The sequence below is a fragment of the Lacinutrix sp. YIN62 genome, from assembly GCF_057219185.1.
In genome coordinates this window covers 96,012-118,118 of the sequence record NZ_JBXVVH010000007.1, presented here as the reverse complement: position 1 = coordinate 118,118, position 22,107 = coordinate 96,012, and the positions used below count along the sequence as shown (strand labels likewise).

Here is a 22,107-nt window from a genome sequence, read left to right as displayed (position 1 = left end):
ACACCTGCCTTATAAAATTAAGATTATTATTGTTTACTTACTAGAAACGGCATCACCTCTTCTAGTTGTATAATTAATCTTTAATGCGTTTTCTTTTCGCAATTCTTGTTTGATATCATTTATCAATCCCATGTTAACATCTACATCCACTTTAAGAGCAATAATCAATTTATTAATTTGATCCTCTCGCAAAGGAGCTCTTTCAGAAGCGATAAAAGCTCTTATATCATCGACATCGGCAAACTTATCATTCAATTGGATTCTAGCTTCAGTTCCCACATTCTTGTACCTTTTATTAGGTTTTCCTGCATATATGTAACTAATCGGCTTTTTCTTATCCAATTTCTCAATCTGATCTGCAGACGGCAGTTTATTAACAATCATTAAATTGTCTTCTTTGATTACTGTTGCAACCATAAAGAAAAACAATAACATAAAAACGATATCTGGTAAAGATGCTGTTGAAATTGGAGGAAGACCTCCTTCTTTTTTCTTTTTAAATTTAGACATAGTGTTATGCTTTTTTTAATTAAGATTTCTTAGCATCTGCTTCAGAAAATATTTGTGGTACTATTTTTTTTATGGTTTCCAATTTCACTTTTAACTTCTCCCTTTCGGTAGCATCCGTTTGTGGATCTTGATAAAGGTTATTGGTTTCTACATAATTCATTCCCGATTTAGGAAAAACTCTAGTAAACACTCTATTTCTTACTTCATTATAAGCAGCAATAACTTCATTTTGTACAGAGATATACGTCTCGTACTTTGTTAATCTATCACTACTCATTGAAACAACAGCTTTAGTAAAATTATCTGATGACTCAGGAATCCCCTTACCTTCACAATACTGGCAAGCATCATCTCCTTTTCCTCCTCCGTTATTTAAGAACGTTACAACCTCTTTACGAAGATCTTTTAGTTCCACTCGTTTTTCTTCACCAGCTCTATTCATTAACAATTCGTTATTCCTGTTTAAATTAAGGACGAATATGTTCTTGTTTTTAATCTTAGGAGGAACTTCATTATTTATGGGTGGCAACTTTCTGTTTAAACCAGAATCTGTTGCAATATCTGTTGTTACCAAGAAAAATATAAGTAACAAGAAAGCAATGTCAGCCATAGAGCCTGCATTAACTTCTGGTGCTGATCGCTTTGCCATATTATTTAATCATTTTTTTAATTCCTGAAAATGTCATTGCGATTATCGCAATTACACTAAGTATATAAAAAGCCACTAAACCGCCTCCAACAAGTTGAGACTCGCTAGCTGTTGCAACAGTATCATTATAGATATACTCTCTTGTGTCTCCACCAGACACCATATAAGAGATTAATAGAATTACTAAAAAGGCTCCTACTCCTATTAATGTATTCTTTATATTAGATCCTCCTGAAATTAAATTCTTTATTACAAAAAGGACTACAAATGCAATTACCATTGCTAATACAATATAGGCTACCCAAGCAAACGGATTAAATAAACCATCTACTAATGAGGATTGACCTGCATCGGCGATATAAGCATCTTTAAGAACATCATCCCCTGCTGCTATTATTCTTATCAAAAACACAACTCCTAATAAACTAAGAACTGCTACAACTATTTTTAAAATCTTATACATATTATTATTTAGTTTTAAAATTAGTTATTATTATTTTTTGTACTTCGTCAATATATCCATTAAGGTTATTGAAGAATCCTCCATATCGTTAACGATACTATCAATTTTTGCTACAATATAATTGTAAAATATCTGAAGAATAATTGCAACAATCAAACCAAATACAGTTGTTAAAAGTGCTACTTTAATACCACCGGCTACTAAAGTGGCATCCATACCACCTGCTGATTGAATTTTATCAAAGGCTTGAATCATACCTATTACAGTTCCCATAAACCCTAACATTGGAGCCAATGCGATAAATAAAGAAATCCAAGACACATTTTTTTCTAATTGTCCCATTTGCACTCCTCCGTAAGCTACTACTGCTTTTTCTGCTGATTCTAAATCCCCGTCGGCTCTATCTAAACCTTGATAAAAAATTGAAGCTACAGGCCCTTTTGTATTACGGCAAACTTCTTTTGCTGCTTCCAATCCTCCTGATTGTAATGCATCCTCTACATTTGCAGTCAATTTTTTCGTATTTGTAGTCGATAAATTCAAAAAGATAATTCGCTCTATAGATATGGCTAGACCAAGGATTAAACATAATAGTACAATTCCCATAAACCCAGGACCTCCTTCTATAAAACGTTTCTTTAATTCTTGGTTAAACCCTAATTCTTCTGTATCCGCTGTATCGTCTTGTGTTGCTGTAACTACTGTTGTTGCAACGGCAGCAGCGCTAGTCGTTGCGTTTGCTGTACCAAATGCCATTAAAAATACTATGGCTAGGATAGAAAATAATCTTTTCATTGTCGTGATCTTAATTTTATTAGTTAAAGTGCTAAAGATATAAAAAAAATGTAATTAAAAAATTAAAAGTAGTAATTGGCACAAGGGTTTTAACGTATTAATAACATTTATTATGGATTTACTTAGTAAACCCGCCTTTTTTTAAATTATCTACAAAAAAAAATTCAAATACTTTGCAGAGAGGAAGGGATTCGAACCCTCGATACGCTATAAACGCATACACGCTTTCCAAGCGTGCGCCTTAAGCCACTCGGCCACCTCTCTTTATTTCTCCAAATACAATCATTTTTGGATTTCCAAATAAAGAGAAAAAAGTTTAAACTCAGAAACTTTATTTACAAATTTTATGCCATTTCCCCCCTTAAGGGTGTTTCATATATGGTTTTGAACAAGTTAGGCGATATATTTTGTGATAACAAATACATCATTTTAGCTATTGCTGCCTCTGTAGTGATGTCTTTTCCTGAAATTATTCCTGTTTTTTTTAGTTTTTCACTTGTTTCATACTGTCCCATAATGACACTTCCTCCATAACACTGTGTTACGTTTACAATATGAACCCCTTTAGAAACCGTTTCTTTTAATAAAGAAATGAACCACTCTTGAGTTGTACAATTCCCTGCTCCATAGGTTTCCATAATAACGCCTTTAAGGTTTTTTGCATTAAAAACACTACGTATTAATGTTTCTGAAATACCAGGGAAAAGCTTTATTAAAGCAATATTAGAATCTAAATGTTTGTGAACAATTAATGTTTTTTTAGGTTTAGGTTTATATAAATACTCTTTGTTTACCTTTAAATGGACTCCAGAGGCTACTAAATCTGGATAATTAGGTGACGCAAAAGCCTCAAAATGCTCAGCATTAATTTTAGTTGTTCTATTGGCTCTGTAGAGTTTATATTCAAAATACAAACAAACCTCTTGAATTATGGACTTATTCCCTTTTTTAAGGGAAGCAATTTGTATTGAAGTAATTAAGTTCTCCTTTGCATCTGTACGCAAATCCCCTATTGGTAATTGTGACCCAGTAAATACGACAGGCTTTGCTAGGTGCTCTAACATAAAACTCAACACAGAAGCAGTATAGCTCATGGTATCGCTTCCATGTAATATTACAAATCCATCAAAGTGATCGTAACGCACCTCGATAAGCTCTACTATTTCAACCCAATACTTAGGCTCCATATTACTAGAGTCTATAGGCTCTTTAAAAGAAACCGTTTCTATATTGCAGTCCAATAATTTTAACTCTGGAATCCTAATTAGTAAATTATCGAAATCGAAAGCTCTTAAAGCACCACTTTCTGGATCTTTTATCATCCCTATTGTTCCGCCTGTATATATAAGGAGTATGTTTGGATTTTTTTTTAGCATATTTGAACTAATATTAAAAGAGGTCTTTCATAAATATTATAAAACAGAAACCTTACAACCACGTTAAATTAAACACCAAAAACAGTTTTCGAATTTTCTGTTGTTATCGCTGCAATTTCTTCTTCAGAAATATTATAAATCTCAGATAGTTTTTCTATCACCTTTATAATGTAACTACTTTCATTCCGCTTTCCCCTAAATGGCTTGGGTGCTAAATATGGGGCATCTGTTTCTAAAACGATATGTTCTAAACCTATCGTATTTAAAAACTGATCAATTTTACCATTTTTAAAAGTAACTACGCCTCCTATCCCTAGTTTCATATTTAAAGATACAGCCTGTTGTGCCTGCTTTAAATTCCCAGTAAAACAATGGAAAATACCAAAAAGATCATTGCCTTTTTCAGCCTCCAAAATTTCAAAAACTTCATCAAAGGCCTCCCTACAATGTATAACGATAGGGAGATTTTGTTTTTTTGCCAATTTAATTTGATATCGGAACGCCGCTTGCTGAATCGCTAATGTTGTTTTGTCCCAATACAAATCAATCCCTATTTCACCAACCGCATAAAACTTATGCTTTACTAACATTTCTTCCACATGCTGTAACTCTTCCTTATAATTCTCTTTAACATGAGTAGGATGTAACCCCATCATCAAAAATACGTTTTTAGGATATTTAAGCTCTAATGCTAGCATAGATTCGGTATAAGTAGAATCGATTGCAGGCACAAATAGCCTTGACACATTAGAATTGAGTGCTCTATCCATCATGTCATCTCTATCGTCATTAAACGACTCACTATATAAATGCGTGTGTGTATCTGTAATTATCATGCTGTAAAAATAAAAAAGTCCGCTTTAATTGCGCGCTTTAAAGCTCCTATTTTTACTTATTTGAATTTTATTGTCCTTTTTTAACACCTCCTATTCAATAAATATTTAACAACAAGATCAACACTTAACAAGGATGTTTTTTTTAAAATCGAGAGGCTAGAAACTATAAAATAATGCGGTATAACAATACTCCATTTTTTTAAAACAAATAAATATTAATAATATAAAAATTGCACGACTTATTGTAGTATTTTTACTTCGAGTATTCAAAAAAAGAAATGGAAAATACACTTCAGGAATTTTTACTAAGTAAAGGCTATAAAAAAATCAAACTAAAACTTACAAAAACTAATCATTTTGAAGTTAAAGCCTCGATTAACAATGTTAAAGGGTTATTTATATTAGACACTGGAGCATCTAGTAGCTGCGTTGGTTTTGAAAGTATTGATCTATTCAAGTTAAAAGTTAAGGATACCGATGTAAAAGCAGCTGGTGCTGGAACTACAGATATGGCAACACAAATCTCTAAAAAAAATACTATTAAAATTGGGAGATGGAAAACTAAGCGAAAATCCTTAATCCTATTTGATCTTACCCACATTAATACAGCCCTAACAAATCACAATGCAAAAGCTGTAAATGGTATCATAGGTGCTGATATTTTAAAAAAGGGGAAAGGCATTATTGACTACGAAAAGAAATATTTATATTTAAACCCTCTTTAATCACAGCTTTTTAATTACTTTTAGACTTAAGGCCTTCTAATAATAAATTTATTTTCGCGAATGAGTGTTTCCATTATTATAGCAGACGACCACCCACTTATGTTAAGAGGATTAAGTGGTTACATATCCTCTAAAGGATATAATATAATAGGTAGTGCCGAAGACGGCAAAACCGCATATAACCTAATTGTCAAATTAAAACCAGACATCGCAATTCTTGACATACAAATGCCCTTCTTAACAGGTCTTGAAATTGCTGCGCACTGCAAAAAAAATGAATTAAACACTAAGGTCATTTTAATAACTTTTGACAATGAAGAACAACTCTATGACAAAGCGATATCATACGGTGTTTATGGTTATATATTAAAAGAGTTTGCTGTTGAAGAAATTGAAAATTGTATTGAACATGTTAAAAGAGGTGAACCTTATTTTAGTGAAGAAATAGCATCCTATCTTAACTCCAAGATTAAGTACAGTAATTCTAAGATCATGGAACTGTTAACTAAAACTGAACTAAAAATTGTTCAATCTCTTTCTGAAAATAATACTAGCCTTCAAATAGCTGAGTCGTTAAATAGTTCTGTAAGAACTGTTGAAAAACATAGAAGTAATATTATTAAAAAACTAAAACTTGAAAAGTCTCATAATGCCTTAACTATTTGGGCAAATCTAAACAAAAAGCTTTTAAATAAATCTTGACAAAATACTGCTATTAGCATTGTTACAGCATGTATATAAAATACTATTTATAAAGCACTGTAATAAAAATTTTATAGACACTAGACTAAAAAAAATACGTAGTTCTACGTATTTCACAGTTAAGATATTCACTTTATCTTTGCATTGCAATTAGTTAATTCTTTAGAAAAAATCACTAAGCTCTATAACAATAACAACTGTTTATGGAGCTTTTTTATTTTTAATAAATAAGCTAAAACGAGCTACCATTTTATACCGTTTCTATTTAAACCATTTCCAAAAACCATCTAATAAAAAAAGGTAAAACCACTCATTTACAACACTTAAATAGCCAGAAAACACAAGAAAGAGTGTTAAAAAAAATACGTAGTTCTACGTATTTTTTTGTTCAATTAATAATCTTATCTTTACAATGCTATTAATTAATTCTTAGGGAGAATTATTAAAGAGCTTCAAAACGACAGCGTTCGGCTTTGAAGCTTTTTTTATTTACAAATCATAACTAACCGATAATTACTAATTAAATTCTCTCAGAACACATTATCTTTTCTTTTGTTTTTTAATAATCAGTTATACTATTCTTATTCCATTTAAAAATACGTAGTTCTACGTATTTCACAACTCGAATATTCATTCTATCTTTACAATGCTATTAATTAATTCTTAGGGAGAATTATTAAAGAGCTTCAAAACGACAGTGTGCGGCTTTGGAGCTTTTTTTATGTTTAAAATTAAATACTAAATTTCTTATCTAAATCACACTTAGAGCCATCATAACTTTTAAATCTATACTCTAACTTAGAACCCTATAGTTAGTAACAAAAAGCAACACAAATCGTATAGTAATCATTTTTTTTGTTTTAGTTAACTATTTTCAGATGGTAAGCCGAAGATGACAAGAAAAATAAATCTATTATTTATAGGCTATATAATCGTTTACTTTAAATGTTTACGAATTTTAAAAAGAGAACAAAAAAAACTAAACCACTAAAAAACAGCAGATTACAATCATGTAAAAATACGTAGTTATACGTATTTCACAGCTCAACTATTCATTTTATATTTACATTGCTGTTAATTAACTCTTAAAACAAACTACAAATAACATTTTACCGTTATAATATAGAAGGATTATCAGTTTAATAAAATAGCAGTCTAAGCTCTATTAATTATGGAAAAAATAAAAGGAGAAAATAATAAAAACCTAATCATAGGTGTTATGATTATTGCGGTTATTGTAATTTCAATAAATATTGTTGCTGGTTTCTTTTTAAACAACTAGTAAATATAAAGTATATAAAAAGCGCAATCTTATAGTTAAGATTGCGCTTTTTATATACTTTATATTAAATATTTTATAGCTCTAGAGCTCTTTTAATATTATTATCCATCAACAATTCTGCTGGATTCTCTAGCGCTTCCTTTACTGCCACTAAAAAGCCTACACTTTCCTTTCCATCAATGATTCTATGATCATACGATAATGCCACATACATGATTGGACGAACAACAACTTGACCATCTATCGCTACTGGGCGCTCTACAATGTTATGCATTCCCAAAATACCACTTTGAGGCGGATTAATAATAGGGGTAGATAACATACTTCCAAAAACCCCGCCATTAGATATTGTAAATGTCCCGCCTGTCATTTCATCAACTGTAATTTGTCCATCTCTAGCACGGATCGCTAAACGCTTAACCTCAGCTTCAACGCCTCTAAAGGATAAATTTTCAGCATTTCTAATTACTGGAACCATCAATCCTTTAGGTCCAGAAACCGCAATACTTACATCAACAAAGTCATAAGAAAGCATTTCTTTACCATCGATCATTGAATTAACGGCTGGATACATTTTCAAAGCTCTAACAACTGCTAACGTAAAAAAGGACATAAAACCTAATCCTACGCCATGCTTAGCTTTAAATGCTTCTTTATATTCTTTACGCAACTCAAAAATGGGAGACATATCTACCTCGTTAAAAGTAGTTAGCATTGCTGTAGTGTTTTTAGCTTCTACCAAACGCTCTGCTACTTTACGACGTAACATTGACATTTTACTTTTAGAAGTTCCTCTATTGCCTCCTGTTGGTGTCCCCATAGAAGGCACAGCTTTAACAGCGTCATCTTTAGTTACACGACCATCTTTACCTGTTCCCGAAATGGCACTAGCATCTATGCCTTTTTCAGCTAAAATCTTTTTAGCTGCAGGACTTGCGGTACCTGTTGCGTAGGTTTTAGACTCTATGGCTTTAGGTTTTACAGGCTCTGTTTTAGCTGTTTCTACTTTTTCAACTTTAGCAGGCGCATCTCCTCCTTCTGGTTTTGTTGCACTAGTATCTATTAAGCAAACCACTTGCCCTACTGCTACGGCATCTCCTTCTTCAGCTTTAAGTGTAATAACACCACTAACTTCTGCTGGCAGTTCTAATGTTGCTTTATCACTATCTACTTCTGCAATAGCTTGATCTTTTTCAACATAATCACCATCTTGAACTAACCATTCGGCTATTTCAACTTCTGTAATTGACTCTCCTGGAGAAGGCACTTTCATTTCTAAAATCATCGTACTGTAATTTTATGTATTTTAAGTCTGCTATAAATTAATTTAGACTAATTTGTTTTTTAATTCTTTTATTTTTTTGCGTTAGCCACAATATACAAGCCCCTTACACCACCGTTTTGCTCATTTAAACTTAAACGAACATCCATAATATCTTTATCGAATGTTGTTTTGTAAACAGCGGCATCATTCTTAAGGCTATAATATTCCATTGTTTTTATTTTACCACGAGAATCTTTAATCCTTTTAAAAAAAGCAACCGTTCTTTCCAATGGCATTTCGGCTTTCATCTTTCCATCAAACATATTAAAAATGGCTTCGTAATTAGAAGCGTTAAATGCTACTTGAAAATCATTAGCAGCTTTTTTGTTGGCTTCTGTATTGGCTTGTGAAAAGCCCAATGAGAAACATAATAAAGCAATAATTAAAAGTCCTTTTTTCATTTTTATATGTTTTAAAATTAAACGTTACTATACAACCCTATTTAACGTTGGTTATTTTGCGTTTTATCAAAGATAAAATCTATAACTTCCTGATGACGTTTCTTAGAACGTGTTGAACTTCCAGCCGAAGGCGCTCCATATGGCCTTCTTGATGCGACTCTAAATCCTCTTGCCTCATCTAAATGCATTAGCATATGACTATAGGCTCCCATATTTCTAGGTTCTTCTTGTGCCCAAACCACATCTTTCACACCTTTATAGGTCTCTAATACTTCACGAATTTCATTTACCGGTAAAGGGAATAATTGTTCAATTCTAACAATAGCCACATCATCTCTTTTCAATGCGGTACGTGCTTCATCCACATCATAATAAAATTTCCCTGTTAAAAACACTAACGTTTTCACGTTACTTGAAACAACTTCGGTATCTGCTATTACTGTTTTAAACGTTCCATTTGCAAAGGCATCTACAGTTGATACCGCTTTAGGGTGTCGTAATAAACTTTTAGGTGTAAAAACTATTAATGGTTTTCGAAACTCTGCTTTCATTTGTCTACGTAGCAAATGAAACATATTTTCTGGGGTAGTACAATCTACAACATACATATTGTCCTTTGCACATAATTGAAGATAGCGTTCCATTCTTGCAGATGAGTGCTCTGCGCCTTGATTTTCATAACCATGAGGCAATAACATTACCAATCCGTTCTGAGTTTTCCATTTATCTTCTCCTGCAGAAATATATTGATCTAGCATAATTTGAGCACCATTACTAAAATCGCCAAATTGTGCTTCCCAAATGGTCAATGTTTTAGGGCTTGCCATTGCATAGCCGTAATCAAAACCTACTACACCATATTCAGATAATAATGAATTGTAGATATAGAAATCGCCTTGTTTATCACTTATATTATTTAATAAAACAACTTCTTCTTCACTATCTTCAACTTTCACAACAGCATGCCTGTGTGAAAAGGTTCCACGTTCTACATCTTGTCCAGAAATTCTTATATTATATCCCTCGTCTAACAGTGTCCCATAAGCTAAATGTTCTGCCATTGCCCAATCCAATTGATCGGTATCAAACATTTTTTGTCTCGATTGTGTTATGCGCTCTATCTTTCGAATGAACTTTTTATCTTTGGGTAGCGTAGCAATAACTTTCGTTATTTCTGCTAATTTCTCCTTAGAGGTTGTTGTATCTACAGGTTTCATCATTTCTGCTTCATCAACACGTGAAAAATCTTCCCACTCGCCTTGCATAAATGGTGTGATCACCGTTTTATCTTCTTTACGTGAATCTATTAAATCTTCTTCTAAGCTATTTAAATATTCTTTTTCTAACTGCTTAACATAATCTTTCGTTACAACACCTTCTGCAATCAGTTTTTCGGCATAAATATCTCTTGGATTTGCATGATTCTTTAATGCTTTATACAGTTTTGGCTGTGTAAAACGCGGTTCGTCTCCTTCATTATGTCCATATTTTCTATAGCCTAATAAATCAATAAAGACATCACGTTTAAATTCCATCCTAAAATCCAATGCAAATAACATTGCGTGTACAACAGCTTCTGCATCATCTGCATTAACATGTAGTACTGGAGACAAGGTTACTTTTCCTACATCTGTACAATAGGTACTTGAACGTGCATCTAAGTAATTCGTTGTAAATCCTACTTGATTGTTAACAACAATATGAATGGTTCCATTTGTTCTGTAACCATCCAATTGTGCCATTTGCACAACTTCATAAACCAAACCTTGCCCAGCTATGGCCGCATCTCCATGTACAACTATAGGTAAAACTTTACTAAAATCCGCTTTATGATATTTATCTTGTTTCGCTCTTGCTATCCCTTCTACTACAGCGCCTACAGTTTCTAAATGCGAAGGATTAGGCGCGATACTTAAATGTATTTTCTTCCCAGAATCGGTCTCGCGATTACTTGTTAAGCCTAAATGATATTTTACATCACCGTCGAAAACTTTTTCTTCATAATCCTTCCCATCAAATTCACTAAAAATATCTTTTGCTGGTTTCCCAAAAATATTTGTTAATGTACTTAAACGGCCACGATGTGCCATTCCCATTACAAACTCCTTAACCCCTAAATCTGCAGCCTTTTCTATTAACGCATCCAAGGCTGGGATTAAAGATTCCCCGCCCTCTAAAGAAAAGCGTTTCTGGCCTACATATTTTGTATGCAAAAAACTCTCAAAAGAAACAGCTTCATTTAATTTTTTAAGAATATATTTTTTTCGTTCTCCAGAAAATCTTGGCTGATTATCATTAACATTTAGTCTATTCTGGATCCATTGTATTTCTTCAGGCTTACGTATATACATATACTCTACACCAATAGAATTACAGTAAATAGATTCTAAATGATCTATTATTTGCTGAAGTGTCTGCGGTCCTAGTCCTAAAATGTCTCCGGCATTAAAAGTTGTTTTTAAATCTGAAGCAGACAGTCCAAAATTCTCAACCTCTAAAGTAGGGGCGTATTTTCTTCTGGCCCTAACAGGATTCGTTTTGGTAAATAAATGCCCTCTATTGCGATAACCATCTATTAACTTTACTACTTGAAATTCTTTTTGAACATGTTCTGGAATCTGAGTTGAAACACCTTCAACGACCTCTCCTTCAACCCCATAATTCTCGCTACCAAAATCGTAACCTTGAAAAAAGGCTCGCCAACTGGGTTCCACAGAGTCCGGGTGTTCTAAATATTGTTCATATAAATCAGCAAAATATGCTGTATGTGCTGCGTTTAAAAAGGAATATTTATCCATATTATGTATTAGACGTGTTGTTCGCTTCAACAAAATTTCTTCAAAAATACAACTTTTAGTAAAAACAGTTACGCTTTTATTATATTTATAAGCTTTAGACTTAACAAATCTCATCTTTATAAAAACAACAACCATTTATTTTATGAAAAATATAGCATTACTAATCTTATCATTTCTTTTCTCAAGCTTTATCATTGCTCAAAACAACAACAGTAAAAACTATGGATTTTGGGATAATGTTAGTTTTGGAGGCGGCTTAGGTGTAGGTGTAGATAATGATTTTTTTAGTGCCACTCTTGCGCCTAGTGCAATATATCATTTCAATCTTCAATTTGCTTTAGGGCTTGGTCTTAATGCAACATATAATGAAAGTAAAAACCATTACGAATCTACTATTTTTGGAGGTAGTATTATTAGTCTTTTTAGTCCGATTGAAGCATTACAGGTTTCTTTAGAGTTTGAAGAACTACACGTAAACAGGAACTTTAATGATAATTTATTTATTGATGAGAGCTATTGGTATCCCGCATTATTTATTGGAGCTGGCTATAAAAATCAAAACATCACCATAGGCTTAAGGTATGATCTACTTTACGATGCTAATAAAAGTGTTTATGCAGATAGTTGGGGGCCTTTTGTTAGATTTTACTTTTGATTTTTTTTATTACTGTTGAGAATATTTATTTTTAAACCAAACTTTTTGCCATTCGCGCTTAAGGATTAAAAAACTAACTTCCTCAGATAGTTTTAACACATCACTACCATCTAATGCTTTCACTGCTTTTTCAGGAACATCTACAATATATAGTAAACTTAAATAGTCCGTAAACTTATCTTGCACGAGTCTAAATATAGTCTCATGTAAAACCAATTTTAGTTCCTTTGGCGAAACACATTCATCGATATCCAAATCTAGATTAGCAAACAAAAAATCTTTATTTAATTGATGAATAAGCTTTTTATACAAATCTAATCGATTTGCCTCTTCTAATAACGCCCCAAAAGTTAATGGTAATTGCATTTTAATTAAACTTTTTTTAGTTGTTTTAACACTGCAATTTAAACTTTACGAATCATTAATGTGTTACCAAATTGTTTTAAAAGTGATTTCTTTTCTTCAGAAATACTTAATTTATCTAAAACACTAAACGCTTTATTTGTGTAATTCTCTATTTCTTCTTGTGTTTTTTTTGCAGATCCGCTAGAGATAAAAAACTGCTTTACTGTCTCAATCTTCTCTATATTATCTTCAAGATTAAGCGTAAATAATTGTTGTAATTGCATACGTTTATAAGGCTCCAAAAACTCAATCGCTTTTAAATACAAATAGGTTTTCTTATTTTCAATAATATCTCCGCCAACCTGTTTGCCAAAGGCTTCAGGATCCCCAAAGGCATCTAAATAGTCGTCTTGTAATTGAAAGGCAATACCGAGTAGTTTTCCAAACTCATAAATTCCATCTTGATCTTTTTCTGATGCATTAGCTACAATTGCACCCATTTTCATTGCTGCACCAACCAAAACAGCTGTTTTATACTCTATCATTTTTAGATACTCCGGAATAGTCACATCATCACGTGTTTCAAAATCGATATCGTATTGCTGTCCTTCACAAACTTCTAATGCTGTCTTACTAAATAATTTTGCTAACAAATGAAATGTAGTTGGCTCATAATTTTCAAACAATTGATAGGCCATTATCAACATAGCATCTCCAGATAATATCCCTGTATTAACACTCCATTTCTCATGTACTGTTTGCTTACCACGTCGCAAAGGAGCGGCATCCATAATATCATCATGAACTAACGAAAAATTATGGAAAATTTCTATACTCAATGCCGCGTCTAAGCCATGCTTATAATTGCAATCAAAAATGTCAGTTGACATTAAAGTTAAAATGGGGCGCAGACGTTTCCCTCCTAATTTTAAAATATAATTAATAGGAGTATATAAGCCTTCAGGCTCCCTTTCTTTAGAAAAAGCCTCTAAGTAATCTACAAAATTAGCTTGGTAGTTTTGAATATCTTGCATCGGGCAAAAATAATGTAAAAGAGAACACTTAAGCAAGTTTTTAAGTTAATGTTAAAAAAATTACAAAACCCAGAAAACTATTTTTGTTTTTAAAGTTTCCTGAACTATATTTGCCATCCAATTTATGAGGAATCAAATAATAAAAAAAACCACCGAACTTTTTCTCACTCTAGGCTTTAAGAGTGTGACTATGGATGATATTGCTAGTGAGATGTGTATCTCTAAAAAAACAATTTACATTCATTTTAAAAACAAATCTAAACTTGTTGAAGCTGTTACTTATTTTCTTTTTGAAAATATATGCGACGGTATTGATGATATTTGTGAGACTTCTACCAATCCTATAGAAGAACTTTACGATATAAAAATGTTTTTAATTCAGCATTTAAAAAATGAAAAAGCATCGCCGCAACATCAATTAAAAAAGTACTATCCACAAATTTTTAATACCCTAAGGCTAAAACAATTTGACAAAATGCATGAATCTGTTATGATAAGTCTTCAAAAAGGGATAGACACTTCTGTTTTCAGATCTAACATCGATATAGATTTTATATCCCGTATGTATTTTAATGGAATGACCGGTATTAAGGATCAATCCATTTTCCCTCTAGAGAAATTCAATATGGATTATTTAATGGAAAGCTATTTAGAATACCACTTAAGAGCTATTGTCACAGATAAAGGCTTCAAAATATTAAATCAATTTATAAACAAAACGAATCTAAAATAAAACGAATGAGACACATTCAAATCATTACATTTCTCCTGGCCACATTCATTGGTTTTTCTCAAGAAGAAAAACAAAGCTTCACCTTACAAGAAGCTATTGATTATGCCTTAGCAAATAACCGTAAGGTAAAAAATGCTGCATTAGACATTGAGGCAGCAGAAAAACAAAAATGGGAAACAATAGCCTCTGGTTTGCCTCAAATTAATGGGAATATCGATTATCAAAACGCAATAAAACAACAATTTGAAGGCATCGATTTTAATGGTGATGGCGTTACAGATTTTGGAGCCAAACAGTCTGTAAACGCTGGAATAACCTTAACCCAAAAAATATTTGACGGATCCTATATCGTTGGCTTACAATCTGCTAAAGTTTTTTTAGAAACTTCAAAAAACGCAAAAGACAAGACCGATTTAGAAATTCGTAAATCTGTTATAAATGCTTACGGAAATGTATTGTTAGCAGACGAAAGTATAAAAATATTTGAACGCAATATAGAAGTCCTTAAAAAGAACTTAAATGAGACCACCAAAATCTATGAAAATGGATTAGAAGAAGAGGAAAGTGTTGAGCAATTACAAATTACGCTATCTGATATAGAAAGTAATTTAAACAAAACAACCCGTTTAAAGCATATAGCTACCCAAATGCTAAATCTTACCATAGGCTTAGACATAGAATCGGAAACAACCCTATTAGACAACCTAGAAACATTAACTACTCAAAACTTAAATTTAGAGATACTGGATGCGCCTAATGATGTAGAAAATAATATTGATTATAAAATTGCTATTAACGACAAGACCTCAAAAGAATTATTACTTAAACTAGAAAAAAGTAAAGCTTTACCTACAATAGATGCTTTTATAAATGGCATTTATATAGGTAACAACGATGAGTTTGAGTTTTTAAGCAACAATCAAGTATGGGCCGGAACTTCTGCCTTTGGTGTTGGGATAAAAATACCATTTTTTAGTTCAGGCATGCGTAATGCCGCAACACAACGCGCAAAAATTAATTTATTTAAAGCAGAAGACGATCTTATAGAAATAGAGCAAAGCTTAAAACTACAAATTACCTCTGCAAAAAGCGACTATCAATTCTCTATAGAAGATTACGAAAATAAAAAGAAGAATTTAAATCTAGCCGAACGTATTGAACTTAAGAATCAAACTAAATTTTTTGAAGGTATTGCTTCTAGTTTCGAATTAAGACAAGCACAAACACAATTATATTCTGCGCAGCAAGAACTGCTTCAAGCAATGCTAGATGTCATTAATAAAAAAGCCGAACTCGAAACTGCTTTAAATAGCATTCAAAACAATTAATCAATCCAAAAAAACAAAAAAACAATGAAAAACATATATTCAATACTCATCCTAACCGCCCTCTTGACTGCTTGTGGAGGTGGTAATAAAAAATCTGTTGAAGATATTATTGAAACTAAAGACCTAAAACTCATTAGGCAAAAAAAGACAGAATTAGATGCTTCTGCTCAAAAAATATCCGCTGAATTAAGATTACTTGAAAAGGAAATTAAAACCCTAGATCCCTTAGAAAAAATCCCTTTAATTACAACATTTACAGTTAAGGATACGACTTTTAATCATTACCTAGAATTACAAGGAAATGTTAGCACAAAACAAAACTTAGTAATATATCCTGAATTTTCAGGCGTTTTAACTCGTGTTTATGTAACAGAAGGACAGCATGTAAGAAAAGGGCAGCAATTAGCAAAAATTGATGATGGTGGATTGAGCCAACAAGTAGCACAATTACAAATTCAAGCGAATCTAGCAAAAACAACTTTTGAAAGACAAGAACGCCTTTGGAATCAAAAAATTGGAAGTGAAATACAATATCTTCAAGCAAAATCCAATTATGAAGCCCAACAAAAAGCAATCGATCAGTTACAACAACAGGTAGGAAAAACAATTGTTCGCGCACCATTTTCCGGAACAATAGACAACGTTATTACAGACCAAGGAAGCGTAGTTTCACCTGGACAATCCCAACTATTTAGAATAGTAAACCTAAACAATATGTATATCGAAACAGATGTTCCAGAACGCTACATATCTAATGTTATCCCAGGGAAATCGGTAAAAGTTGAATTTCCTATTCTTGGAAAATCTCTAAATGCAAAAATCCGTCAAGCAGGGAATTTTATCAACCCTTCAAACAGAACCTTTAAAATTGAAGTTGCAATTCCGAATAAGGATAAAAGCATCAAGCCTAACTTAACTGCAAAACTTAAAATAAATGACTATACAAACACTAAAGCGGTATTAATCCCGCAAAGTATTATTTCTGAAAACGCACAAGGTCAACAATACGTATACATCGTTATTGACAAAAAAGGTAACCTAGCAAAAGCAAAACGCGTTATTATAGAAACAGGTAAAACACAAGGGGATGATATAGAAGTTCTCTCAGGACTAAGCAAAGGGGATGAAATTATCGAAGAAGGTGCAAGAAGCGTAAAAAACAAACAAGAAGTGAAAATTCTTGAAATTAAAAACTAATTCAAACCTTTAAAATGACTAAAAAACAAAAAAAAGTAATTAAGGAGTTTGGGTTGTCGTCATGGGCAATAAATAATAAAACAACAATGTATGTTTTAATTACGCTCATTCTTTTCCTTGGGGGTTCTGCCTATTTTAGTATGGCCAGAGAAAACTTCCCTGAAATCAAAGAAACTAAAATTTACATTAGCTCTGTATATCCTGGAAATACCGCCGAAGATATTGAAAAGCTAATTACCGACCCTATAGAAGACAAACTTAAAACGGTTAGTAACATTGTAGAAATAACCTCTACTTCGCAGGAAGACTACTCTATCGTTATTGTTGAATTCGACGAAAACATCTCTGTAGACGCCGCCAAACAAAAAGTTAAGGACGAGGTAGACAGCGAAACCTCAAGTGAAGACTGGCCTACCTTTAACGATGCAAAAGTTGAGCCTAATATTTTCGCTTTAAGCATGTCTGAAGAAGTCCCTATCTTAAATATCAATATCTCTGGAGATTACCCTGTTGATAAATTAAAAGACTATGGCGAATATCTTGAAGATGAGATCGAAAGTCTTATGGAGATTAAGCAAGTAGATATTCGTGGAGCCCAAGAAAAAGAAGTAGAAGTTGCTGTAGACATCTACAAAATGATGGCTGCTCAAGTTAGTTTTAACGATATTATTGGAGCGATTAGCAATGAAAACCTAACCATGTCTGCTGGTAACTTAATTTCAAGTGGCCAACGCCGTACCATTAGAATTCTAGGTGAAATAGAAAAGCCTTCGGAACTTAAAGATTTTGTTGTAAAATCTGAAAAAGGCAACTCAATTTATCTTAAAGATATTGCAAAAATAACGTTTAAAGACGAAGATAAAACAACGTATGCCAGAGAGTTTGGGCATCCTGTAGTTATGCTAGATGTAAAAAAACGTTCTGGTGAAAACATGGTTGCTGCAGCCGATCAAATTCGCGTTATCGTAGATAAAGCAGTTGCAGAAGTATTCCCTCAAGACCTTGAAGTCACAATTGCTAATGATCAATCGTCTAAAACCATTGGACAGGTTGATGATTTAGTAAACAATATTATTTTTGGAATCATACTAGTTGTAACAGTATTAATGTTCTTCTTGGGTTTTAAAAACGCACTTTTTGTTGGTTTTGCAATCCCAATGTCTATGTTTATGTCCTTGATGATATTAGACTATTTAGGCTTCACCATGAATACAATGATTCTTTTTGGACTAATCATGGGGCTTGGAATGTTAGTAGATAACGGTATTGTGGTTGTAGAAAACGTATATCGTTTAATGGATGAAGAAGGAATGAGCAGAATTGAAGCTGCTAAAAAAGGAATTGGAGAAATCGCCTTTCCTATTATCATTTCAACCGCAACTACAGTGGCCGCATTTATTCCACTAGGACTATGGCCTGGAGTTATGGGACAATTTATGATTTACTTCCCAATTACACTTTCGGTAGTATTAGGCTCTTCATTATTTGTTGCAATCTTCTTTAATTCTGTATTAGTTTCTCAGTTTATGACTACCGAAGATAAGAATATGCCCGCAAAACAAATCATTAAAGTGTCTACTATTATGACCATAATAGGTGCCTTGATTTTTATTTTGGGTGACACCTATAGAGCTATAGGTTCCGTAATGGTTTTTACTGCCATTATGCTTTGGGTTTATAGATTATTCTTAAGAAAATGGGCTAACGGATTTCAAAACAAAGTATTACCACGATGGGAACGTTTTTATGAAAAAGTATTACGTGCAGCCTTAGGCGGCAAAAAACCAGCATTAATTACAATAGGTACATGTATTCTTTTAATAGTCGCTTTTATTGGTTTTGGCGCTTCTATTGGAAGTCAACGTACCAAAGTAGAGTTTTTTCCAGACAATACGCCTAATCAAATTATTGTATACATAGAATATCCTGAAGGTACCGATATAAAAAAGACCAACACAATTACAACAGACATCGAACAGCGGGTATATAAAATAATTAACGGAGAAGCTTATACTAATAATGATGGTTTCAATGTTTTAACAGAAAGTGCGATCTCTCAAGTTGGTGAAGGTGCCGGAAACCCACAAACAGATGGAGGTTCTTCGGCTGAAATGCCACATCGCGCAAAAATTACCGCAACAATGCGTGAATACAAGTTTAGAGAAGGCACAGATAGTCAAGAGTTACTTAAAAAAATACAATTAGCACTTAAGGATATTTATCCAGGGGTTGCCATTTCTGTAGAAAAAGATGCTGTAGGCCCACCTGCAGGGTACCCTATCAATGTAGAACTTGAAGGCGATAATTACTCAGAACTTATTACGACTGCTGAAAGAATGCGCGATTTTATTAATTCCAAAAACATTCAAGGGATTGATGAATTAAAAATAGATGTCAACAAGTCTAAACCCTCAATGCAAGTACAAGTTGACCGAAAGAAAGCGGGCGAACTAGGCGTTACTTCTGGACAAGTAGGCCAACAATTACGTAACGCTATTTTTGGAGCCAAAGCAGGAATATATAAAGAAGATGGAGATGATTATGATATCTATGTCCGTTTTAATGAAGAAAACAGATATAATACCAGTGCGCTATTCAATCAGAAAATAACCTTTAGAGATCTTGCTAGTGGCCAAGTAAAAGAGATTCCTGTTTCTGCTGTTGCGAAACAAAGTAACACCTCTGGATTTAGTGCCATAAAACACAAAGATGTTAAACGTGTAGTAACGCTATACTCTGCCTTAGCACCTGGATATACTGATGCTGGAGCCATAGTTTCTCAAATTCAAAATGAAATGCAAAGTTTTTCAGAAAAACCAACTGCGGTAAAAATCGATTATACAGGACAAATTGAAGAACAGCAAAAGCAAATGACCTTTTTAATGGGCGCTTTCTTTACTGGATTAGGCCTTATTTTCTTTATCTTAATCTTTCAATTTAACTCCATTTCTAAACCTGGTATTATTATGCTTGCCATTTTCTTAAGTTTAATTGGCGTGTTTGGAGGGATTATAATAACGGGAAGCTCTTTCGTTATAATGATGACAATGATGGGTATTATTTCACTAGCAGGGATTGTAGTAAATAATGGAGTCGTCTTATTAGATTACACACAATTACTCATTGATAGAAAAAAAGTAAATCATAGTCTAGAAGACAACGATTTCTTAGAAAACGATGATTTACTTGATGCCATAATAAAAGGTGGTCGCGCACGTTTACGCCCCGTTTTATTAACTGCCATTACCACTATTTTAGGACTTATTCCTTTGGCTACTGGTTTTAATATCAACTTCTTCACTTTATTTAGCGACTTTAACCCTAACATCTATATGGGAGGAGACAATGTTATCTTTTGGGGACCACTAGCATGGACCGTAATATATGGTTTATTAATAGCCACATTTTTAACTCTAATTGTTGTGCCTATTTTATTTTATCTCGTTACAAGGTTTAAAATGTGGCTACATAATAGATCGGCATCTAGAGTTATTACTCCCGAGTAACGATTTGGTGTTGTTACGCTTTAAATAACCAATAAAAAAGCCTGTGACCAATTAAATCACAGGCTTCTTTATACCGCTTTATTTCCAAAGCATTTAATTACGTTAAATACCTCAAGCTTTAGCTAAGAGATTATTGATTCTCTGTTGCAGGGATAGGGAACTCTACCCACACATCGTCATCTACTCGATCTATTGGTAACTCATCCAACCTGTTAAATCGCCTCATATCGACCCATCGGTGACCTTCCGCATATAAAGAATATCGTCTTTCATACAAGATACGATCCACATCTACAGATCCCGATACAACAGCACCTAATCCTGCAGCACTTCTTATTACATTTATCGCTGTTTCTGCCTCACCTGGATTAGAAGTTATATTAGCTTCAGCATATAGAAGAATGAGTTCTTCATTTCTTATCATAGGGATAGAAGACACGTTTGTAGGATAAACAAACACATCATAACTTCCTGTTAAACCATCAAAACTTAACGGCTCATCTCGTAAAAAAGTTTTACTTAACACTCTATTGTCATTAGGTTCTGCATCTGTTATAAAACTAGGCTGAACTATTCTAGCTCCTGCTGAAGTTGCGTTTTTAGGAAAAAACATTGGGTTAAACAAATCCCCTCCATTAGAAGAATATTCATAATAGACACCATTATTTAAATCCCCCGTTAAATCCAGAAAAGACTCACTTAAAGCAGACAATACTGCTGCATTATCCCCTCTATATATAGCGACCCTTGCAGCCAGAGCTCTATTAAACATTCTAAACGTACTTGGCGTATTAAATCCAACAAATCCATCGGTCATATTAAACGGAAAAACACTCCCACCACTACTTAAACTTGATGCCCCTTCATCCAATATTGCCGTTATAGCATTTAAAGATTCTGAATACCCCAAAAATGGTCCTAAATTCTGTGCGTCTACAACATCTACTCGTATTCCATTTTGATACATTAAATTTAAGTTTAAGAGTAACTCATAAGCTTGAATCGTTTTTGCAAAACCGACAACTGCATTCAATTCTTCAGCAGAATATGCTGGAGATGTATTTGGAATAGCCTGCAATATGATATTGGCACTTTTTACTGTCCCATATCGACCACTCCATGGTCCTGTTGTATAAAACGTATTATTATCTAAAACAGCACCTCCTTTCCCTAATAAATCGGATGTAAATCGTGGATCTGAACTCGAAAAACGATAGTACTCTCTACCTACAACGCCAACATCGTCATAATAGGTGCCCATTCTAATTCTCATATCACTCAACACCCCACCCACAAGGTCTTGAATATCACCACGAGTACTACTGTCTAGAATACTCTCTAATGTAGGCCCGTTCAAATCGCCTACCTCATCTATAGTACAAGATGAAAAAGCCAACAGGCTTAACGCTCCAATAGTCAATATTTTATTCAATTTTTTCATAATTTCT

At 33.2% G+C, this 22,107-nt stretch carries 19 protein-coding genes and 1 tRNA gene; 7 read left to right on the top strand and 13 right to left on the bottom strand.

Going from position 1 to position 22,107, the window contains the following annotated elements; translation table 11 throughout:
* Positions 1-33 precede the first annotated feature (33 nt).
* The 7 genes from AC2D8I_RS06515 to AC2D8I_RS06485 form a co-directional block, all read right to left on the bottom strand.
* Complete coding sequence (locus AC2D8I_RS06515) at positions 34-510, bottom strand: ExbD/TolR family protein (RefSeq protein ID WP_484705185.1); 477 nt, start codon at positions 508-510, stop codon at positions 34-36.
* 19 nt (positions 511-529) lie between these two features.
* Positions 530-1,159: an ExbD/TolR family protein gene (locus AC2D8I_RS06510; RefSeq protein WP_484705184.1), complete on the bottom strand. Its 630-nt coding sequence runs from the start codon at positions 1,157-1,159 to the stop codon at positions 530-532.
* A gap of 1 nt (position 1,160) precedes the next feature.
* Complete coding sequence (locus AC2D8I_RS06505) at positions 1,161-1,622, bottom strand: hypothetical protein (RefSeq protein ID WP_484705183.1); 462 nt, start codon at positions 1,620-1,622, stop codon at positions 1,161-1,163.
* Between the two features lie 30 nt (positions 1,623-1,652).
* Positions 1,653-2,417 (bottom strand): MotA/TolQ/ExbB proton channel family protein, encoded by a 765-nt coding sequence (locus AC2D8I_RS06500; RefSeq protein WP_484705182.1) that lies wholly within the window; start codon positions 2,415-2,417, stop codon positions 1,653-1,655.
* A 176-nt stretch (positions 2,418-2,593) separates the two neighbouring features.
* A tRNA-Ser gene (locus AC2D8I_RS06495) sits at positions 2,594-2,681 on the bottom strand.
* A gap of 80 nt (positions 2,682-2,761) precedes the next feature.
* Positions 2,762-3,793 (bottom strand): asparaginase, encoded by a 1,032-nt coding sequence (locus AC2D8I_RS06490; RefSeq protein WP_484705181.1) that lies wholly within the window; start codon positions 3,791-3,793, stop codon positions 2,762-2,764.
* Positions 3,794-3,861: 68 nt separating this feature from the next.
* Positions 3,862-4,629 carry a TatD family hydrolase gene (locus AC2D8I_RS06485; protein WP_484705180.1) on the bottom strand — a complete coding sequence of 256 codons (768 nt, stop codon included), beginning with the start codon at positions 4,627-4,629 and terminating at the stop codon, positions 3,862-3,864.
* Between the two features lie 278 nt (positions 4,630-4,907).
* Here AC2D8I_RS06485 and AC2D8I_RS06480 point away from each other — a divergent pair, with 278 nt between their 5' ends.
* The gene (locus AC2D8I_RS06480) at positions 4,908-5,354 is read left to right on the top strand and encodes a retropepsin-like aspartic protease (protein WP_484705179.1); all 447 of its coding nucleotides are present in this window, start codon (positions 4,908-4,910) and stop codon (positions 5,352-5,354) included.
* A 60-nt stretch (positions 5,355-5,414) separates the two neighbouring features.
* The gene (locus AC2D8I_RS06475; RefSeq protein ID WP_484705178.1) at positions 5,415-6,056 is read left to right on the top strand and encodes a response regulator; all 642 of its coding nucleotides are present in this window, start codon (positions 5,415-5,417) and stop codon (positions 6,054-6,056) included.
* A gap of 1,355 nt (positions 6,057-7,411) precedes the next feature.
* Here the strand turns inward: AC2D8I_RS06475 and odhB are convergent.
* The 3 genes from odhB to AC2D8I_RS06460 form a co-directional block, all read right to left on the bottom strand.
* Positions 7,412-8,623: a 2-oxoglutarate dehydrogenase complex dihydrolipoyllysine-residue succinyltransferase gene (odhB, locus tag AC2D8I_RS06470; RefSeq protein ID WP_484705177.1), complete on the bottom strand. Its 1,212-nt coding sequence runs from the start codon at positions 8,621-8,623 to the stop codon at positions 7,412-7,414.
* Between the two features lie 68 nt (positions 8,624-8,691).
* The gene (locus AC2D8I_RS06465) at positions 8,692-9,063 is read right to left on the bottom strand and encodes a DUF3887 domain-containing protein (protein WP_484705176.1); all 372 of its coding nucleotides are present in this window, start codon (positions 9,061-9,063) and stop codon (positions 8,692-8,694) included.
* 41 nt (positions 9,064-9,104) lie between these two features.
* Positions 9,105-11,861: a 2-oxoglutarate dehydrogenase E1 component gene (locus AC2D8I_RS06460; protein ID WP_484705227.1), complete on the bottom strand. Its 2,757-nt coding sequence runs from the start codon at positions 11,859-11,861 to the stop codon at positions 9,105-9,107.
* Between the two features lie 142 nt (positions 11,862-12,003).
* Between AC2D8I_RS06460 and AC2D8I_RS06455 the strand changes: the two genes are divergently transcribed.
* A complete protein-coding gene (locus AC2D8I_RS06455; RefSeq protein WP_484705175.1) occupies positions 12,004-12,516 on the top strand; it encodes an alpha-ketoglutarate decarboxylase in 513 nt (170 codons plus the stop codon).
* A 9-nt stretch (positions 12,517-12,525) separates the two neighbouring features.
* Here the strand turns inward: AC2D8I_RS06455 and AC2D8I_RS06450 are convergent, their stop codons facing one another.
* Both AC2D8I_RS06450 and AC2D8I_RS06445 read right to left on the bottom strand, forming a co-directional pair.
* A complete protein-coding gene (locus tag AC2D8I_RS06450; RefSeq protein WP_484705174.1) occupies positions 12,526-12,882 on the bottom strand; it encodes a hypothetical protein in 357 nt (118 codons plus the stop codon).
* Positions 12,883-12,920: 38 nt separating this feature from the next.
* Positions 12,921-13,895, bottom strand: a complete 975-nt coding sequence (locus tag AC2D8I_RS06445) for a polyprenyl synthetase family protein (protein ID WP_484705173.1) — start codon at positions 13,893-13,895, stop codon at positions 12,921-12,923.
* A gap of 124 nt (positions 13,896-14,019) precedes the next feature.
* Between AC2D8I_RS06445 and AC2D8I_RS06440 the strand changes: the two genes are divergently transcribed.
* From AC2D8I_RS06440 to AC2D8I_RS06425, 4 genes are read left to right on the top strand one after another with little or no spacing between them, the layout of a single operon-like run.
* On the top strand, positions 14,020-14,628 hold the full coding sequence (locus tag AC2D8I_RS06440) for a TetR/AcrR family transcriptional regulator (RefSeq protein WP_484705172.1): 609 nt from the start codon (positions 14,020-14,022) through the stop codon (positions 14,626-14,628).
* A 5-nt stretch (positions 14,629-14,633) separates the two neighbouring features.
* Positions 14,634-15,956: a TolC family protein gene (locus tag AC2D8I_RS06435; protein WP_484705171.1), complete on the top strand. Its 1,323-nt coding sequence runs from the start codon at positions 14,634-14,636 to the stop codon at positions 15,954-15,956.
* Between the two features lie 24 nt (positions 15,957-15,980).
* Positions 15,981-17,153 (top strand): efflux RND transporter periplasmic adaptor subunit, encoded by a 1,173-nt coding sequence (locus AC2D8I_RS06430; RefSeq protein ID WP_484705170.1) that lies wholly within the window; start codon positions 15,981-15,983, stop codon positions 17,151-17,153.
* Between the two features lie 14 nt (positions 17,154-17,167).
* Positions 17,168-20,659, top strand: a complete 3,492-nt coding sequence (locus AC2D8I_RS06425) for an efflux RND transporter permease subunit (protein WP_484705169.1) — start codon at positions 17,168-17,170, stop codon at positions 20,657-20,659.
* Positions 20,660-20,789: 130 nt separating this feature from the next.
* Here AC2D8I_RS06425 and AC2D8I_RS06420 read toward each other — a convergent pair whose 3' ends face one another.
* Entirely contained in the window at positions 20,790-22,100 is a 1,311-nt protein-coding gene (locus tag AC2D8I_RS06420) for a RagB/SusD family nutrient uptake outer membrane protein (RefSeq protein ID WP_484705168.1), read from the bottom strand.
* Positions 22,101-22,107 lie beyond the last annotated feature (7 nt).

Excerpts from the sequence above, each read along its gene's own strand:
- AC2D8I_RS06480 (WP_484705179.1), top strand. The coding sequence starts at position 4,908 with ATGGAAAATACACTTCAGGAATTTTTACTAAGTAAAGGCTATAAAAAA.
- AC2D8I_RS06485 (WP_484705180.1), bottom strand. The coding sequence starts at position 4,629 with ATGATAATTACAGATACACACACGCATTTATATAGTGAGTCGTTTAAT.
- AC2D8I_RS06435 (WP_484705171.1), top strand. The coding sequence starts at position 14,634 with ATGAGACACATTCAAATCATTACATTTCTCCTGGCCACATTCATTGGT.
- AC2D8I_RS06500 (WP_484705182.1), bottom strand. The coding sequence starts at position 2,417 with ATGAAAAGATTATTTTCTATCCTAGCCATAGTATTTTTAATGGCATTT.
- AC2D8I_RS06450 (WP_484705174.1), bottom strand. The coding sequence starts at position 12,882 with ATGCAATTACCATTAACTTTTGGGGCGTTATTAGAAGAGGCAAATCGA.
- odhB (WP_484705177.1), bottom strand. The coding sequence starts at position 8,623 with ATGATTTTAGAAATGAAAGTGCCTTCTCCAGGAGAGTCAATTACAGAA.
- AC2D8I_RS06475 (WP_484705178.1), top strand. The coding sequence starts at position 5,415 with ATGAGTGTTTCCATTATTATAGCAGACGACCACCCACTTATGTTAAGA.
- AC2D8I_RS06420 (WP_484705168.1), bottom strand. The coding sequence starts at position 22,100 with ATGAAAAAATTGAATAAAATATTGACTATTGGAGCGTTAAGCCTGTTG.
- AC2D8I_RS06445 (WP_484705173.1), bottom strand. The coding sequence starts at position 13,895 with ATGCAAGATATTCAAAACTACCAAGCTAATTTTGTAGATTACTTAGAG.
- AC2D8I_RS06440 (WP_484705172.1), top strand. The coding sequence starts at position 14,020 with ATGAGGAATCAAATAATAAAAAAAACCACCGAACTTTTTCTCACTCTA.
- AC2D8I_RS06465 (WP_484705176.1), bottom strand. The coding sequence starts at position 9,063 with ATGAAAAAAGGACTTTTAATTATTGCTTTATTATGTTTCTCATTGGGC.
- AC2D8I_RS06510 (WP_484705184.1), bottom strand. The coding sequence starts at position 1,159 with ATGGCAAAGCGATCAGCACCAGAAGTTAATGCAGGCTCTATGGCTGAC.
- AC2D8I_RS06460 (WP_484705227.1), bottom strand. The coding sequence starts at position 11,861 with ATGGATAAATATTCCTTTTTAAACGCAGCACATACAGCATATTTTGCT.
- AC2D8I_RS06430 (WP_484705170.1), top strand. The coding sequence starts at position 15,981 with ATGAAAAACATATATTCAATACTCATCCTAACCGCCCTCTTGACTGCT.
- AC2D8I_RS06490 (WP_484705181.1), bottom strand. The coding sequence starts at position 3,793 with ATGCTAAAAAAAAATCCAAACATACTCCTTATATATACAGGCGGAACA.
- AC2D8I_RS06425 (WP_484705169.1), top strand. The coding sequence starts at position 17,168 with ATGACTAAAAAACAAAAAAAAGTAATTAAGGAGTTTGGGTTGTCGTCA.
- AC2D8I_RS06515 (WP_484705185.1), bottom strand. The coding sequence starts at position 510 with ATGTCTAAATTTAAAAAGAAAAAAGAAGGAGGTCTTCCTCCAATTTCA.
- AC2D8I_RS06505 (WP_484705183.1), bottom strand. The coding sequence starts at position 1,622 with ATGTATAAGATTTTAAAAATAGTTGTAGCAGTTCTTAGTTTATTAGGA.
- AC2D8I_RS06455 (WP_484705175.1), top strand. The coding sequence starts at position 12,004 with ATGAAAAATATAGCATTACTAATCTTATCATTTCTTTTCTCAAGCTTT.